Origin of the sequence: Lawsonibacter asaccharolyticus (assembly GCF_022453915.1) — a bacterium.
GTDB lineage: Bacteria > Bacillota > Clostridia > Oscillospirales > Oscillospiraceae > Lawsonibacter > Lawsonibacter asaccharolyticus.
In genome coordinates, this window is the sequence record NZ_CP091870.1 from 2,697,915 (window position 1) to 2,712,780 (window position 14,866).

A 14,866-nucleotide genomic window follows, 5' to 3' on the forward strand; every position below is an offset into this window, starting at 1 on the left:
GCTGAAGTGCTACTTTGGCTGATCCTCTGTCCCTGAGAAAGGAGCGGTCATGATGGATCAATATGTTTGCCCCTGCGGCTATGAATATGACCCTGCCGTGGGAGGCCCCGACAACGGCGTGGCTCCCGGCACGCCCTGGGAGGATGTCCCCTCCGACTGGGTCTGCCCCGTGTGTGGTCTGGGCAAGAGTGAGTTTGAAAAGGCGTAATACCTGAGAAAGATGACGGCCTCGGAAATCCGGGGCCGCCATCTTTCTCTTTTCTTCTAATATGGCGCGGGGGACGGCCGTCCTCCGCTGCAGTCTATGTCCCCTGCCCCTCCAGCTGTCGGAGGAAGCCGGTGCACCCCTCCAGGATATCTGCATAGGTGCGTTCAAAGTCTCCCGTGTACCAGGGGTCTGCGATCTCCTCCCCCGGCCGCCCGGTAAAGTCCAGCAGCAGGTGCACCTTGTTCTCCGGATCTCCCCCCAAGATCCGCTTCATATTGCGGACGTTCCATTGATCCATGCCCAGAAAATAGTCGTAACGGTCATAGTCGGTCCGCTTCAGCTGCACGGCATATTTCCCCGCTGTGGAGATGCCCTCCCGGGCCAGCCGGCTCGCCGTGCCTGGATGGACGGGGTTGCCGATCTCCTCCGCGCTGGTGGCAGAGGAGGCGATCAGAAAGTCCCTCTCCATCCCGCGTTTTTTGACCAGGTCCTTCAGCATGAACTCCGCCATGGGCGACCTGCATATATTGCCGTGGCAAACAAATAGTATTTTGGTCATCTCTTATATATCCCTTCATAAGCCTGCAAACCATTGATATGACTGGCTTTTCGGCGCTTTTTCTTTTCGTTGTGGTTGCCATGCTGCCCACGCAAATCTGCGTAAATCTACGCAATTTCATTGGCAAATGGTGTAGTAATTGGTGTAGTACCAACTGCGGATTTGACCTGATTTTTCAAGCTGTCACAGCGGGGAACGCAAGGATTTTTGCCATCTGTTCGGCTGCCCGGTCAAAGCTGGCGTGGGTGTAGACATTCAGTGTCACCCCCACATCGGAGTGGCCCATCACATACTGCAAGTTCTTGATATCCATACCCGCATTGGCCATGTTGCTGCAAAAGGTATGACGGAACACATGGGGAGTAATGTGCGGCAGGGGCTTGTCCGGGTACAGCTTGCGATACTTCTTCATGGCCCAGCGCATCTCATTTTCGATGTGCAGTGCCACCTTGGGCTTGTCGTCCTTATCCAGCAGCAAAAATCCGGTGTATCCGTCGACGATCATCTCTGCTTTGAGTGTCTTGCGACGAGCCAGGATATTTTTAAGGCTCTGGTACACCGTATCCGTCATGGGAATAAAACGACAGCCACATTCGGTTTTTGTTTTCTCCACATAGTACTTGCTGCCCCGCTCCCGGACGAGCTGGTGATCCACCCGGATACGACGGTTCTCAAAATCCAGATCGCTTTTGGTCAGGCCGCAGAACTCGCTCACCCGCATCCCGGTTTCCAGCAGGACTACAAACTCATCGTAATACTTGCGGTAGGTCTTGTCACCCCGAATAAAACCCATCCAGATTTCCTGCTGCTCCTGGGTCATGGTGATTCGCTTCTGCGAGTCATTGGGAACGACCTCCACCAACTTGAAGTCGAAGGGATTTTTTCGGATGATATCCTCGTTGCAGGCCATTTGAAATGCCAGTTTGACAACGCCCCGCACGCTGGTGATGGTGCTGTCTCCCTTTCCGTCGCCGTGCAGCTTCATGATCCACTGTTGGGCATCGGATACTTTGATATCCCGGATCGGGCGGTATCCAAAATCTTCTTGCCGAATCAGATTCCGCACAAAATTGTATCCAACCTTCGTGTTGTAGCGGACGCCCTGCTTTAGGCCGCTATACCGCTCTACCAGTTCTATGACGGTGATTTTTCCGGCGGCATAGTCGATTCCCGCGTCAAGCTGCTTCTGGATTTCTTTCTCTTTTTCCTGCAGTTCCCTTAAATCAGAGGAATAAACCGTCTGGCGCTTTCCCCGGATATCCGTATAGCGGTATTGATAAATCAGGTCTTTTCTCCGGCTCTCTCCTGTCCGCAGGATTCTTCCCTTATGGTCTTTGCGCTTTTCGGACATTGTCAAACTCCTTTCCGTAATGGAAAGAGCCTTGGTATGACACTTTGATTGTACCATATTCAGGCAGTCTTTCACACCACAAATTTCAGATGGAATACATCTGCTCGATGAATTGGTCAAACAGGCGGCGCTTGATCAGGCGCTTATTCCCTACCCATAGTACAAACCGACAGTCCTTTTCATTCGTGAGATCGCGCAGCTTGTTAATCCCTATGCTGGAGTAGGCGGCAGCTTCCTCCAAACTCAAATTGCTCTTTTCCCAGATGGGAACTTCTTTCATCGTACCGCCTCCTTATCACATTAGCTTTTTCAGCCGTTCCAGCTTAGCTTGTGCGGCTTCCTGCCGGAAGTTATCGCTGGTAAAGCGTACCGGAACACACATAGAAAGTAACCGGTCATAAATCCGGGAATGGGCGGTGTCCTCCGGATTCCGCAGGTCGTCCAGCGTGAGGTTGGTCGTGACGATCAGCGGCTTACCGCTGCGGTAACGGCTGTCTATCACATTGAAAACCTGTTCCAGCCCGTACTCGGTGCCGCGCTCCATGCCGAAGTCGTCAAGGATCAGCAGCGGATAGCGGCAAAGACGGGAAATGTACTCGTTGTGCCCCTCAAAACTAGCGGCAAGGTCATTGAGGATAAGGGCAAAGTTCGTCATGTGGACAGGGATTTCTTTCTCCATGAGGGCGTTTGCGATACAGCCCGCAAGGTAGCTTTTGCCGGTTCCCACACCGCCCCAGAACAGGCAGCCGATATTGTCGGTTCGCATATCCTCCCGATGCTCCACATACCGGCGGGCAAGTTCGGTCTGCGGGTTCCTGCCGTTGTCGTTTTCAAAAGTCCAGTCCCGTATGGTGGGGTCGGTAAAGCCCCAGCGTTTCAGTTCCTCCACGGTGTCAAGGTGCCTGCGCCGCTGTTCGGCGGCTTCCCGCTCCTCACGGGCGGCTCTCTGGCAGTCGCACTCTGCCGGGTGGCGGTCAAGCCCAAACAATGCCTTGCCCTCCGGGAAGTAGGCTTCTTTTGGTTTGTGGCACTTGCCGCAGTGCAGCAAACCGTCCTCGCTGGTGTAGTCCGACCGCTCCGGTGTGGTGGCCTTCATATTTTCCAAAACAGCGTTGATTTCGTTCTTCATAAACTCTCGCCCTCCTTGCATGAGTAGTCGGGTATGCCCTTTTCGAGGGTTTCTTGGTGGCGTCCTCCTGCGCCCATTTGTAAATCGTGGCGGCATGGCTGTGATACTTCCTGCCGCTGGACGCGATATGACAGGATAGCCGGTCAATGTAGTAGTCCCATTTGCCGGGCAGATCAGCTTTCGGCCCGTCCAGTTCCGATTGGGTCAAAAAGACATTTCCATACCGGCCATAGGCGGCGCGGGCGGGTTGTCCCGTATCTAACTCTTGTGCTCTCTCTTTTTCTATCTCTAACTCTGGTGGACAAATGTCCGCTTGATATGGTGGACATTTGTCCGCCCCGGCCTTTGGCAAGGCCTTTTGCTCCTGCAAAGTCAGACTTGCCCGCCGTTTCCGCTCCCCCTCGGTAGAGGACTGGCCGATCATCAGTTCAATGTTGCTCATATACAGTGCGCCGTTTTGCAGCGGCTCCACAACCCCCAGTTTCATAAAGATCTGCAAGGCCCGTTCTACGGTGCCGACTTGCTGGCGGGTAATGGTGGCAATCATCTGCGCGGTGTAAGGGATATTTTCATCAAGCTGCAGCTTCCCGCCATTTTTCAGCGACTTTAAGTACAGCTTCAAGAGAATGTTGGAGTAGAGTACGCCGTCCTGCATACTCTCCAGCAGCACGATAGCGTCCTCGTCAAAGTAATTCTCTTTCAGCTTCAGGTAGTAATATTTTCGGTTATCTGACATGGTTCCTCCTTTGGGTGGATTTAGGGCGTTTGTACGCATATAGAACACCGTTTCTGAGGGAAAAAGAAATGTATCAAGCCACTATTGAGGGTAGGTAAAAAGCCTTGATTTACAAGGGTTTGAAAACCCTTAAATGCGTAGAAAGTTGGTAGCGTTTGCGCTGTCGCTCGGCTTCCTTGCGGCGGCGTACTTTGGCGGCGCAGTCGGGACAGTACTTTCCCCGGTTGGATTTGGGGGCAAAGCCGCCCCGCAGACCGCGCACCGTTTCCGGCTTCCCCGGTACAAGAATGCTGCGGACAGCTCCCCGTCAAGGGGCAGGACAGCCACACGGAACCTCGTCGTCGCAAGCTCCATATCCCTCGCTTCCCTGCTGGCGGGAAAGCTCACTCATTCCGCTGCTCCTCCTCTCCCCACAAAGTCAATGACTTTGTGGGGACCCCATTTTAGCAGGAATAGGAAATGCTCTGAACACACACGCAAGGCTCCCCGTCGTCCAATAGCAGGCAGTTCCCATCGTCGTAGTTACAGCACTCATGTACCAGCCGCCGCGCCCGCCGGTGCTGGCGGTAGTCCATGCGGGGCGGGTTATCGCTCATGGTTCTGCTCCTTTCTGCGGTTCGGTTCCTCCCGGCGCAGGATTTGGTCGATGTTCCGTTTGACCGTCTGCAACTCCTTGAACCGCCGTTTCTGTTCCCGGTAGCCGTTGTAAAGGCTGTCTTTTGGGGAAATAAGCTGCTCGATCTCGGCCTGCAACGCTTTCCGGGCGGGCAGTTTGGTAATGCCATGCTCCCGGAAATACCGGGCGGCGGCTTCGGCTATGATAAAATCGCTCTCATGTGCCTGCCGGTATGCGTCGCGGGCTTTGGGGGATTTCTGCGCTTTCACCCCGTCGCCGGCGGGCTTGGTCTGGGCGTAGACCAACACCTGCCGCTGCAGCTCCTTTTTCCCTTGCAGCTTGGTTTCCAGCGTTTTCAGTTCGCCGCTAGTCTGCCACATTTCCGCATAGGCGGTGTCTATGGCCGCTTCCAGCTGCTCCGGGGAAGTAAATCCGTATTCTTGATACACATTCAGTGTCTTTGCCGCCTGTTTCAGATTGTGTATCTTTGCCCAATGCTCGTAGCCTTTTCCCTTGCCCTCGGCTCTCTTGGCGGCTATGTCCACAAGCCGCTGCACACCGTCCTGTTTGGGGGCGGCTATCTCGGCTCTGGCGGCCTGCAAACGGTCTTTTATGGTGCGCGGGATGGTGGGCGTTTCGGCTGCTCTGGCGGCGTTCTGTTTCAAAAGCGTAAGAACGGTGGCGCGGTCAAAATCGTCGCCCAGCTTCCGGGCGGTAATGGGCTTTGTCCTGTCCGGCGTGAGGTAGGAAAGCCGCCCCCGGCTCTCCTTGACGGTCACGCACTCCCGCAGCAGCAGAGAGGAAAACTCGTCAAAGCTGGCAGCGGTGAAAAGGGCTTTGCGTATGGTCCGCCGCAGCTTTTCCTTGTTCGTTTCAAACTTGGTCTGCCGGGGTGTGATACCCTCCGCAAACATGGGGGCGTTCTGTTTGTCCAGCACGGCCTGTCCCTTTTTCTGCGCCCAATACTCTCTTTCTGTGACGCGGTTCTTGCTGCCGTTCAAGAGGTCAATTTGGTAAATCCCCTCCCAGTGGCACATCTCCATGACTTCGGATTTGAAGTAGCGCAAGGCAGCATCGGTACAGCGGTGCTTGCACCCGGCTTTCGTGTCGGCTGGCCTGTCCATGTAGGGTAGGAACGGGACTTCCTCAACCCGAAGGCTGTTGATGACGATATACACATGAATGTTGCCGCTGTGGTTATGTCCGTCCAGGTGGTACATATCAGGGCTTGGTGTCCGGGGAAATGCTCGGCGCAAAACTTCTCGCCCAACGCCTGCGCCCGGTCTGCGGTCAAGCCGTTGTGTGCCGCGTCCCGTGGGTCAAAGCTGATGATGTAGTGATGGCTTTTCACATCTTCCCGCCGCTGGTTCTTCCTGTAGCGGAGATTGGAGCGCATATAGGCAACGGCAAAATCTTCGTCGCCGCAGTTCAGCGTGGACACCCGGTAATCCTTGCGGGGGATCAGCCGCCCCTGTTCGTCAAGGGTGGGCTTCATGGTAAACTCGTCATGCTCAAAGGTCAGATAGGCTTCGGCGGCTCCGTAATCGGCGTTCTTAGAGCCTAAATGCTTGAGTGTTGCCAACCACGTCACCTACTTTCTTGAGGACTTCATACTTGTGGGCGGCAAGGTCGGCTATGGTGGCGCGTATCTCGCCGGACAGCGCATGGTAGGGTACGCCGTACTCGTTCAGATACCGGGCAATCTGATTGAGGCTGCCACCGATCCTGCCGTACTCGGCTGTCAGCTTCCCGACAGCGGAAAGAAGTTCGTATTGACCGCCGACACATGGACAACGGGGCGTATGGTCGCCCGCCGTATTGCCTGCCGGAGAAATTCGGACTGGCTGATACCATAAGGCGCAAGCCGCGCTGTGAAGTCGGCGTATTCTTCTTCGGACAGCCGGGTTTTCACAACGCGGCTGCGGTGGGGTGTGTTGTATTTCTTTCGCATAGTGTGACCTCCTTTCGTGGGCGGCGCTCATGGGGTCCCCGCGCAAGCCCAGCGAAGCGGGTTGCGTGGGGAGAGGACGAGCGACGGAATGAATGAACTTTCGCGCTGGCGCGGAAGTAAATGATATGCAGTCCGCGAGGACGATAAGCAGGGTTTGGGGAAGGCACTCCCCAACAAGTTTCCCGCGAGGGGCAAAACCGCAGAATTGCGGATTTTGGCACCGTGGTAGAAACTTGCTCTCCGTGACTGCAAACTTCCCCTCACTTCCGTTCGCCACTTTTTCCCGGCTTATATAAATGCTTTTTTCAAATTTCCCTTTGCCTACTACTCGTTCATCGGGAGCCGCTTTTGCAATCTATTTCTCCTTTTCTGCTACTACTAATCCTGCAAAGGGTATTCCTGCCCGCCTTCGCTAAAATGACACCGGGCGCAGTGGTTTCTACCCGGTGCTGGAGAAAGCCTTTCTCTTTGCTCTCTACTACGGGTAAATGCTCCAAATGCCAAACACCAGGGCAGAAAAATTCCCCCCTCACTTACTACTACAACCGGCAGGGGTCAAAATGGCTGGAAGCGGAGCCAGACAACAAAAAAGCAGTAAATCTTTTTCAAGACTTACTGCTTTCGCTGGCCGCGCTGGTGGCGGCTGGTATTCAGTTTTTATGGCTTGTCCGGCGGTTCGTCAAGCCGGAACTTGAATTGACAGTCAATTAACCGTTGTTTCACATAGTCCTCAACCTCGGCATTGACCTGTCCGTTCACCTTGGAGAAATAGCGGATATATCCGGCGTAGTGGAGCAGAACGGCGTTCACGGCTTCCGGGTCGCCCTCACAGGCTTTGACAATGGTTTCATAGGGGAGAAGTTTACTCATGGCGGCACCTCTCCATTTTCTCCCGCAGTTTCTACAAGGCAGTCTGGATATGCCGCCCCGCTGTGCTGCATGACCGGCCAATACACGCGCCGATCACGCGCTGCGGCTGGCGCAGAAAGTAATAGCGCAGGATTTCTTCCCGTGTCTGCTCCGGCAAAGCAGAGATTGCGTCGGCAAGGGCGGCGTTGCTCAATAGGATGGTTTGGCCGCAGACGGTAAAGGGGGATTCCTCGTCCGGCTCCGGCTCGGCAAATTGGAGAAACTTCACATTTGTCAGATAGTCAAGGGAAATTTCCCGTTCCTATTTCTGCCGCAGCCGTATGATTTTCCCGATGGCGGCATACCGAATAACTGCTTTACAAAAGGCGTTGTGCCTGCACCGGATATACTCTTGATAGGCTTCAATCTCGGTCATGTAAATTCCCCCCTCTCTGAATAAGAGTGCGGGGCGGCAGCATACCTTGCTGTCGCCCCTTGATTGCCTACCAGCCAAGGCGGGCGGGGCTGTCAACGGCGGGCGCAGCCCGTTCATCTTGACCGTTGACTGGCTCGGCTGGCTTTGCTATTTCCTGTGTGGAAATAATTGGTGTAAAATATTTTCTATGTCTCCACCGATGCAAATTGCTTGCTTTTGAATTTCTTTCGGGCAGTATGCCTCCATCAAATTGATACATGCGTAAGTTGCCTTGGCGTTTTGATAGGTCATTCTCCAAAACGGATATTTGATGATGACCGGTGTATTGCCGCCTACGCCCAATTCCAGAAAGAGAATATGCTGTCCCTCATGGCGGTGGAGAAAGTCCTCATACCGCCGGGCGGCGGTGTGCCAGCCTTCATCCTCCACAAAGGTATCATCCGCCCGCAGATTCATGGACATGGGTGCGCCGCAGACTGGACAGCAGGGTATCAGTTCGCTGGAGATTTTTCGATCCTTTTGTTCGGCCACCATCTTTTTGACAATGGTTTCGTTATCATAGGTCTTTTGGTGGCAGGGCCTGGAACACTGCCACAGGCCGTAGTCGCCCTGGGTATAGAACAACCGCTGCTTGTCAAATCCTGCCTTCTGGAAACAATGATCCACATTGGTGGTCAGCACAAAATAGTCCTTTCCTTGCACCAGTTTCAAAAGCTCCTGATAAACTGGCTTCGGGGCGTCCAAATAGCGATTGATATAGATATACCTGCTCCAATACGCCCAATGTTCTTCCAGGCTGTCAAAGGGATAGAAGCCGCCTGAATACATATCGCGGAAGCCATACTTCGCAATAAAGTCCCCGAAATATTTCTGAAAGCGTTCGCCGGTATAGGTAAACCCCGCGGAAGTGGAAAGCCCGGAACCGGCCCCGATCACCACCGCATCCGCCGTGTCCAATTCCTGTTTGAGCCGTGCGATATTATCGCAGCAGGCGCTTGTAGATTTCATAGTCTCTGTTCTTGAAAACATTGAAGATCACCTTGATTTTGTCTGGGGTTTGCCGTTGCAATTCTCCCACCGTTTGTATGGCTATTTCTGCGGCCAGTTCATTGGGAAAATGGAATTCACCGGTAGAGATACAGCAGAACGCTATGCTGCCAAGCCCAGTTTCCGCCGCCAGCTCCAAACAGGTGCGGTAGCAGCTGGCCAGCAGTTCCCGGTCTGCCTGTGTGACGGCTTCACTAATTATCGGACCGACGGTATGCAGTATATAGCGGCAGGGCAGGTTGTAAGCTTTTGTGATTTTTGCGTTGCCGGTAGGTTCTTCCTCCTGTCCGGTCATGAGGCGGGCACACTCCAAGCGGAGCTGCACCCCTGCATAGGTGTGGATAGCGTTGTCGATGCAGCCGTGACAAGGAACGAAGCAGCCCAGCATCTGGCTGTTGGCCGCGTTGACGATGGCATCCACCGCCAGCGTAGTGATATCTCCCTGCCAGAGATATAAGCCGGGACGCACCGGCGTCAGGTCTTTCAGCCTTGTCACGCCCCGCTCCGCGAGACGATCCACAAGGTAAGCGTCCTGCACCCGCAAGAAATCCTCACGGACCGGGACGGGCGGACGCACATTCATCAGGCTGCGCAAAAGCCGCCGCTTTTCCGAGAGAGAATCCGGCACCGGGATATCTTCATATTCTTTTCGTTCTGCCAGCAGATCGCGGAGCAGAAAAATCAATCGCTCGTCCTGCGTCATCATCTTATCTCCGTTCAATCGCCCTTGCAGGGCATATTTCAAAGCAATTTCCGCAATACAGACAGTGTTCTTGCCGAATAACCACAGGCTTTCTTGAAATGTCGATACACTTCTGCGGACATTTGGAATAACACAGCTTGCAGCCAATACATTTGTCCGTCACAAAATAGCCGGTTTCTTTTGCCTGTGCTCCGCCGAAAAAGAAGCTGGCCCGTTCAATAGGAAGTTTGGAGAGGTCAAACCATTCTCCGGTTCCCTCGTAAATTTTGAATACTGTGAGCGCGCTGTGGGAGCGCACATCAGGATAAATCTTCTCCATATAGGGATTTTTACGGAACAAGTCGGGCAGCCTGTCCGGCCCGATCTCCTTTGCCTTGCCCTGTACGGACACCGCCACGCAGGAAAGGGTATCTTCTCCCTTCATGGCGGTGAAGGCAATATTTTCGTTAGCTTTCAGCCGGTCATAAAAGTTCTTGCCCTTTGCTGTCAGAAAGTAGAGGCTGTTTTCATCATAGTCCATGAGGTCGATGGCACAGGTGACGGGCCGCCCTTGGCTGTCCACGGTGGCAAAAACGGCAGAGTGGATATGATCCACAATGTATTCCAGATACTCTTTTGTCTGCATAAGAAGCCTCTCAAAATCAAGAGGTTCCCCTAGATTTATCCGGGGGAACCGTGTGCACGATACTTACAGATCGTACTCCTTGGGCGGATTGCCGGAAAAGTCAGCGATTACTGCATGGACATCTTTCAAATAAAACACTTCAAAGACGGGGTTGGTGGCCTCGCCGTACTGCCCCTTGACGATGGGGTTCCGGATGCACATCTCCTTGGCGGCCATATTATTCTCGAAAACGGCCTCGCCGTTCAGACGAATCCACGCATAAGCCGGGCTGGAAACAGAAATCTCGATGTTAGGGTTGGCCTGCATATCCTTGTAGACGTCCTTCTGGTTGTTGGTGCAAAACCATAGCTTGCCATCCATCTCGCCGGAAAACATGAAGGGGCGGCACTTGGCCTTACCATCACGGCCAACCGTGGCCAGATACTGAACGGGATTTTCCTGCAAAAACTTTACGACGTCATTCATCATAAATACCTCCTGATTGGAATTTGGGTTTTGGGGATTGCAATTTTTATCTTGCGAAATTATAATAATTCCGTAAGTATCTATTGTAAAGTAAGCACTTTATTGTGCTATAGTTACTAAAAAGAAACTATTGGAAAGGAGTGCTACTATGCAGCAAGTGAAAGAATTACCTGCCTGTCCGGTAGAAACAACGCTTATGCTGATTGGTGATAAATGGAAAGTCCTGATCCTGCGCGACCTCATGCCGGGAACAAAGCGGTTCGGAGAACTCAAAAAGTCCATCGGCAGCGTTTCCCAGAAAGTTCTCACCGCCCAGCTGCGGGATATGGAAGAAAAAGGGCTGGTTAGCCGCAAAGTATATGCCGAAGTTCCGCCGCGGGTGGAGTACAGCCTGACAGCCTTGGGAAAAAGTCTGAAGCCCATTCTGGACGCCATGTGGACATGGGGCGAAAACTATAAAGCACAAAATATGTGAAAAGATACCGGGGCAACCTTTTCCAAGGCTGCCCCGGCATCTTTTTGTCTGTTAGCGCCAGCGGGAACATTTTACATTAGAAAGATATTTCCGCTTCTCTTAAATCTGCCATATTGGGATTGTCATAGCAAGGCTCTCAAAAAATGGTGAATTTCGTTTCTGGAAGGGAGGATGTAGTAATGGGTGTCATGGAGATCTATGTTATAATGTCGTAGAAAGAAAGTATTGTACATGGCTATCCGAAAGAGAACGGAGATGAAAAAATGCAAGGAGAAAATCGCTTTATTAAATTACTTTTGTTTTCTACTGTTGGGGGGGAAGTTCTTCTTTACGGATTCAGTTCCCCAACAAACCAGCCTTTTTTGACATGGAAGCAGAGAGAGATATCAAAAAAACACCAAAGTGTTCTTACAGCCATTTTACCTTTTCATGAAGCGGAAATCTTTGAGAAAAGCCTCACACAGGAAAGCACTCTGTCTATGGCGAAGATAACGATGAAATCTCCCCAATTAGTTATCAGGCCCATGGTACTGGTCAATGATACGCATTCAAGGCAGCATGGTCCGGTTGTGGAATACACATATCTGAAGGAATTGTGGAATGTGCAAAAGGAAGCACTATTTCAGGAAATCCTCCATTCATTTGGGACAGATGGTAAGGAACTGTACCGAGATGTCCAGGACTTAATACAGTGGTGCCAAGAGGAATGCGGCATTGATTTTTCTTCGCAGGGGCATCGCTTCGGAAACTTCGAACACTATCAGTCAGCTCCATTGGGCACAGGTTTTAAGATCTTGACACATAAGGAGTTGGAATTAAAGAAAGTAACGATTCAAAAAACAGAGGTGTTTTCCCGAGAATTGGTGGTAAATTGCGCTGCAGAACATCGTAAGTGGTGGCTGATCAATCAGACAAAACTGCTGCCTGCGGAGGAGAGTTCTGTGGAGTTCACGGCCAAGGAATCTATGAGCAGGGTAGTAGTACAGATATGGGATGGTGAAACCGGAGAGTTGCTTTTCGCCCGAGATTTATCAATGATGCTTGGAGTAAATCTGGAGATGAATTTTGACTCGTCTTCGTATCATGTCAGAGATGCTTGGACAAAGAAATTACTTCAGTCAGCCTCCAACCGAAAAAGAGAGATCGAAGAAAAAATAGAAAAAGTTGATCGGGTTACAACCGATCGTACGATTTCAGTTAAAAGCAGCTTTCACACAGAAATTGACACCTCATTGGAAACAGGAAGGAGGCTTTTAACCGATTATCGGAAAACACGTTGTTTGGGAGCGTTTATTCCGAATACAGGAAAAGATGGAGAAATTGATAGTTTTCTAAAAATACGTAAGTATCTGGCGGATAGTACTGTGGACAGAGTCATTCTTGCAGATCCATATTTTTCAGTCTCAGCTGCAGAAAAATTATTGACTAGAATACCACGCACGAATCTGCAGCTTGACATTATTACCTGCCTTGGGATGACTGACCCGGATACAGGGAAAGCATCCGATATTTGCAAAGAGTATGAAAAATTCCTGTTTAGCAATGCAAAATTGCTCCATGGCCGGCTGTCAGTGCGCAATTTGAGGCGAGGGAACAAACCGGTGTTTCATGATCGGTATTTGCTGCGGTTCCATAATGACCAACATATTGACGGATTTCTGTTGAGCAATTCTTTGAACAAGATGGGACAGAACTACCCCTTTGTCATTGCACCGCTGGAGCATGAGGTAGCTCTGGAAGTATGCGAATATTTGACTCAGATGTTTGATGCTAAGCTCCAAGAAAAGAAACCGCCAAAAGAGCGCATTATTTGTGATGTTCTGTATGATTCTACAGTGAAACCGACGGCCCAAGATAAAAAGAAGTTATCTCCATCACCTTTGAAAGAGTGGCTGGGGACAGAATATTGTGAGAATGGCAGAAACACGATTCCAAAGGAGAACCTGTCTGTAGCGGTTACGGAAGTATGGAATCATTGGGGACAGGATAAAGAGGGCGTTTGCCGAGTCTTGGGAGAGCTATGCTCGAATGTGTTTCGATGGTCAATTGAAGATGTTGCAGAAACCTTAAAAAATATAGATGGAGCTGCAGATGAGTTTCTAATGTGGTTTTCTGATTTTGCCGAAGAAAAAGAGCGGCGTATGGTGCATGACCAAAGAGGCATCAACGCGCCGGAATACACGTTATGGGCCTTGCTTCATGATCGGGCAACAGTAAGCAGAGCAGGTTTTGATATTCTATTCGATCAGGCAGGACATATTTGGTATCGGGAAAACGGGTGGTTTCATGGAAGCTATCGCCTAATGTTAAAGTTGGATCCTGCGGCGTTCCTTTTGCTATTGGATAACAGTAGATCACCGCTGATGTTCGATATTTTGGCGGCTCACATGTCGTTTTATCCCTGGTCAGAACGGCTTTTCCTGTCTGCTTCGAAGTCAAAACTATTGTATACCCAACTCTTGTGTGCGCAATGGATGTTTTCCCTATTCAGAGATGGAAAACTGTCCAACAAGCAGGTTTTGGACACTTTGGCGCAACTAACTCCGCAAAAAAGATCGTTACAGACCGCCTATTTTTTAAGTCAAATTACTTTCTTTACACGTACGAAACATACCTTGGACGCCGATGCGAGGGAGCAATGGGAGCAGTTATACCAACAATTGTTATCGCTCCTGGCAGCCGATCTTTTGCACTGTTCGGAGCAAGAACGGAACACGGCGTTGTTTTGGTTGTACGACAATGAACAATGCTCACAGTGCAGTTTACAACTGGATCTTTCCCGATATATTGAAGACTCAACCATCCGGGACGCTGTGCTTCAAAAAGCCGTGGAGGGTATTCAAAAGTACTTAATTGATTCCAAATACGAAAGAAATCTGAAAACGGCCGTTGATCTGTATCTGACCAGCGCCGAGCAGTTATACGGGGGTGAGGTAGAAAAACAGATATTAGGGAAACTTGTGGATTGGAGAACCTTTGAACGGGCAGCGGAGCCGGAACTGAAAAACTATGCATACGATAAGTGGCATTACGCTTATATACGAGCAAAGTGGCAGCTGTTCCTGCTTGCTAAATATGCCCAGCTCCATCCTGGAGCCGAAAAAACTCTAAAATGGCTCAAAGAATGGAGAACACGTTTACCTAATATTGCGAATGAGGAGTCAGGTACGAACTTGACGGGTTCATAATTACAGGAAACAGTCAAAAAAAATACAAAACCGGCTCCGTCTGAGTTTTCTCAAAGATGGAACCGGTTTCATTTTTAAATGTACCAAACCTAATTGCATTGCTTGGTTTTTAAATTGTCACGCCATCTGTTTCACGGTTGCTAAATTTTAGTGTCATCCAAGGCTCTTTCAAAAATGGTGTAGTCGTGGTGCAGTAAGCACCTTTTCGAGCCGCATAATCATTGGTACATCAGGCTTTTTCGGGACTTTTCTTCAGGATACTGCCGTGGCAGACAAAAAGCACTCTTACCATTGATTCAAAACTCCTTGAAACTGTCAAAATCACTCCATTGATGGTATGACCAGGCCTGACGTTGAAATCATCAAGGGGGGCCGCGAAGCAGCCCCCCTCTCATCTATAATGGAGCTGCCTGCTGTATCGTGCCGCAGCTCCTCCAGTCGAGGTGACGGCAGTAAATCCAGCTATGACCTGGTAAAAATTGAGGGATAGCAGTTCACCAATTTTTTCGGTTTCCGTTCAGGTCCTGC

The 14,866-nt window shown here is 51.0% G+C and carries 12 protein-coding genes and 5 pseudogenes; 3 read left to right on the forward strand and 14 right to left on the reverse strand.

Annotated features, from left to right (window positions below; genetic code table 11):
• Positions 1-52 precede the first annotated feature (52 nt).
• Entirely contained in the window at positions 53-208 is a 156-nt protein-coding gene (locus L9O85_RS12955; RefSeq protein ID WP_077138703.1) for a rubredoxin, read from the forward strand.
• 94 nt (positions 209-302) lie between these two features.
• On the opposite strand, the gene L9O85_RS12960 is transcribed toward L9O85_RS12955, so the two are convergent.
• The 14 genes and pseudogenes from L9O85_RS12960 to L9O85_RS13030 all read right to left on the reverse strand — a co-directional run bounded on the left by L9O85_RS12960 (position 303) and on the right by L9O85_RS13030 (position 10,675).
• On the reverse strand, positions 303-767 hold the full coding sequence (locus L9O85_RS12960; protein ID WP_050623389.1) for a low molecular weight protein-tyrosine-phosphatase: 465 nt from the start codon (positions 765-767) through the stop codon (positions 303-305).
• A gap of 175 nt (positions 768-942) precedes the next feature.
• Complete coding sequence (locus L9O85_RS12965; RefSeq protein ID WP_301578852.1) at positions 943-2,118, reverse strand: site-specific integrase; 1,176 nt, start codon at positions 2,116-2,118, stop codon at positions 943-945.
• A gap of 85 nt (positions 2,119-2,203) precedes the next feature.
• Positions 2,204-2,398 (reverse strand): excisionase, encoded by a 195-nt coding sequence (locus L9O85_RS12970; RefSeq protein ID WP_108980508.1) that lies wholly within the window; start codon positions 2,396-2,398, stop codon positions 2,204-2,206.
• A 15-nt stretch (positions 2,399-2,413) separates the two neighbouring features.
• Positions 2,414-3,247, reverse strand: coding sequence for an ATP-binding protein (locus tag L9O85_RS12975; RefSeq protein WP_050623386.1), 834 nt, complete (start codon positions 3,245-3,247; stop codon positions 2,414-2,416).
• Positions 3,244-3,983 (reverse strand): annotated as a pseudogene (locus L9O85_RS12980) (phage replisome organizer N-terminal domain-containing protein). The gene L9O85_RS12975 and the pseudogene L9O85_RS12980 overlap by 4 nt, the downstream one beginning before the upstream one ends.
• A gap of 109 nt (positions 3,984-4,092) precedes the next feature.
• Positions 4,093-4,316 (reverse strand): annotated as a pseudogene (locus tag L9O85_RS12985) (hypothetical protein); the annotation flags it as partial.
• A gap of 105 nt (positions 4,317-4,421) precedes the next feature.
• A pseudogene (locus L9O85_RS12990) lies at positions 4,422-4,579 on the reverse strand (cysteine-rich VLP protein); the annotation flags it as partial.
• Positions 4,569-6,181 (reverse strand): annotated as a pseudogene (locus L9O85_RS12995) (relaxase/mobilization nuclease domain-containing protein). The pseudogenes L9O85_RS12995 and L9O85_RS12990, both read right to left, overlap by 11 nt.
• Positions 6,153-6,550, reverse strand: a pseudogene (locus L9O85_RS13000) (plasmid mobilization protein). The pseudogenes L9O85_RS12995 and L9O85_RS13000 overlap by 29 nt, the downstream one beginning before the upstream one ends.
• 657 nt (positions 6,551-7,207) lie before the next feature.
• Complete coding sequence (locus tag L9O85_RS13005; RefSeq protein WP_050623383.1) at positions 7,208-7,420, reverse strand: helix-turn-helix domain-containing protein; 213 nt, start codon at positions 7,418-7,420, stop codon at positions 7,208-7,210.
• Between the two features lie 562 nt (positions 7,421-7,982).
• Positions 7,983-8,843 (reverse strand): SIR2 family NAD-dependent protein deacylase, encoded by an 861-nt coding sequence (locus L9O85_RS13015; RefSeq protein WP_276757236.1) that lies wholly within the window; start codon positions 8,841-8,843, stop codon positions 7,983-7,985.
• Positions 8,815-9,585, reverse strand: coding sequence for a protein-ADP-ribose hydrolase (locus tag L9O85_RS13020; protein ID WP_301580166.1), 771 nt, complete (start codon positions 9,583-9,585; stop codon positions 8,815-8,817). Before L9O85_RS13020 ends, L9O85_RS13015 begins: the two co-directional genes overlap by 29 nt.
• 4 nt (positions 9,586-9,589) lie before the next feature.
• The gene (locus L9O85_RS13025; protein ID WP_301578856.1) at positions 9,590-10,210 is read right to left on the reverse strand and encodes a 4Fe-4S binding protein; all 621 of its coding nucleotides are present in this window, start codon (positions 10,208-10,210) and stop codon (positions 9,590-9,592) included.
• 63 nt (positions 10,211-10,273) lie between these two features.
• Entirely contained in the window at positions 10,274-10,675 is a 402-nt protein-coding gene (locus L9O85_RS13030) for a pyridoxamine 5'-phosphate oxidase family protein (RefSeq protein WP_050623380.1), read from the reverse strand.
• Between the two features lie 148 nt (positions 10,676-10,823).
• On the opposite strand from L9O85_RS13030, the gene L9O85_RS13035 reads away from it, so the two are divergent.
• The gene (locus L9O85_RS13035; protein WP_050623379.1) at positions 10,824-11,150 is read left to right on the forward strand and encodes a winged helix-turn-helix transcriptional regulator; all 327 of its coding nucleotides are present in this window, start codon (positions 10,824-10,826) and stop codon (positions 11,148-11,150) included.
• Positions 11,151-11,413: 263 nt separating this feature from the next.
• Positions 11,414-14,338 carry a VPA1262 family protein gene (locus L9O85_RS13040; protein WP_301578857.1) on the forward strand — a complete coding sequence of 975 codons (2,925 nt, stop codon included), beginning with the start codon at positions 11,414-11,416 and terminating at the stop codon, positions 14,336-14,338.
• The last annotated feature ends 528 nt before the right edge of the window (positions 14,339-14,866 follow it).

Bases quoted from the DNA above. Each gene is read 5' to 3' on its own strand.
- L9O85_RS13025 (WP_301578856.1), bottom strand. From the start codon at position 10,210: ATGCAGACAAAAGAGTATCTGGAATACATTGTGGATCATATCCACTCT.
- L9O85_RS12955 (WP_077138703.1), top strand. From the start codon at position 53: ATGGATCAATATGTTTGCCCCTGCGGCTATGAATATGACCCTGCCGTG.
- L9O85_RS12970 (WP_108980508.1), bottom strand. From the start codon at position 2,398: ATGAAAGAAGTTCCCATCTGGGAAAAGAGCAATTTGAGTTTGGAGGAA.
- L9O85_RS12965 (WP_301578852.1), bottom strand. From the start codon at position 2,118: ATGTCCGAAAAGCGCAAAGACCATAAGGGAAGAATCCTGCGGACAGGA.
- L9O85_RS12975 (WP_050623386.1), bottom strand. From the start codon at position 3,247: ATGAAGAACGAAATCAACGCTGTTTTGGAAAATATGAAGGCCACCACA.
- L9O85_RS13040 (WP_301578857.1), top strand. From the start codon at position 11,414: ATGCAAGGAGAAAATCGCTTTATTAAATTACTTTTGTTTTCTACTGTT.
- L9O85_RS13020 (WP_301580166.1), bottom strand. From the start codon at position 9,585: ATGACGCAGGACGAGCGATTGATTTTTCTGCTCCGCGATCTGCTGGCA.
- L9O85_RS13030 (WP_050623380.1), bottom strand. From the start codon at position 10,675: ATGAATGACGTCGTAAAGTTTTTGCAGGAAAATCCCGTTCAGTATCTG.
- L9O85_RS13015 (WP_276757236.1), bottom strand. From the start codon at position 8,843: ATGAAATCTACAAGCGCCTGCTGCGATAATATCGCACGGCTCAAACAG.
- L9O85_RS12960 (WP_050623389.1), bottom strand. From the start codon at position 767: ATGACCAAAATACTATTTGTTTGCCACGGCAATATATGCAGGTCGCCC.
- L9O85_RS13005 (WP_050623383.1), bottom strand. From the start codon at position 7,420: ATGAGTAAACTTCTCCCCTATGAAACCATTGTCAAAGCCTGTGAGGGC.
- L9O85_RS13035 (WP_050623379.1), top strand. From the start codon at position 10,824: ATGCAGCAAGTGAAAGAATTACCTGCCTGTCCGGTAGAAACAACGCTT.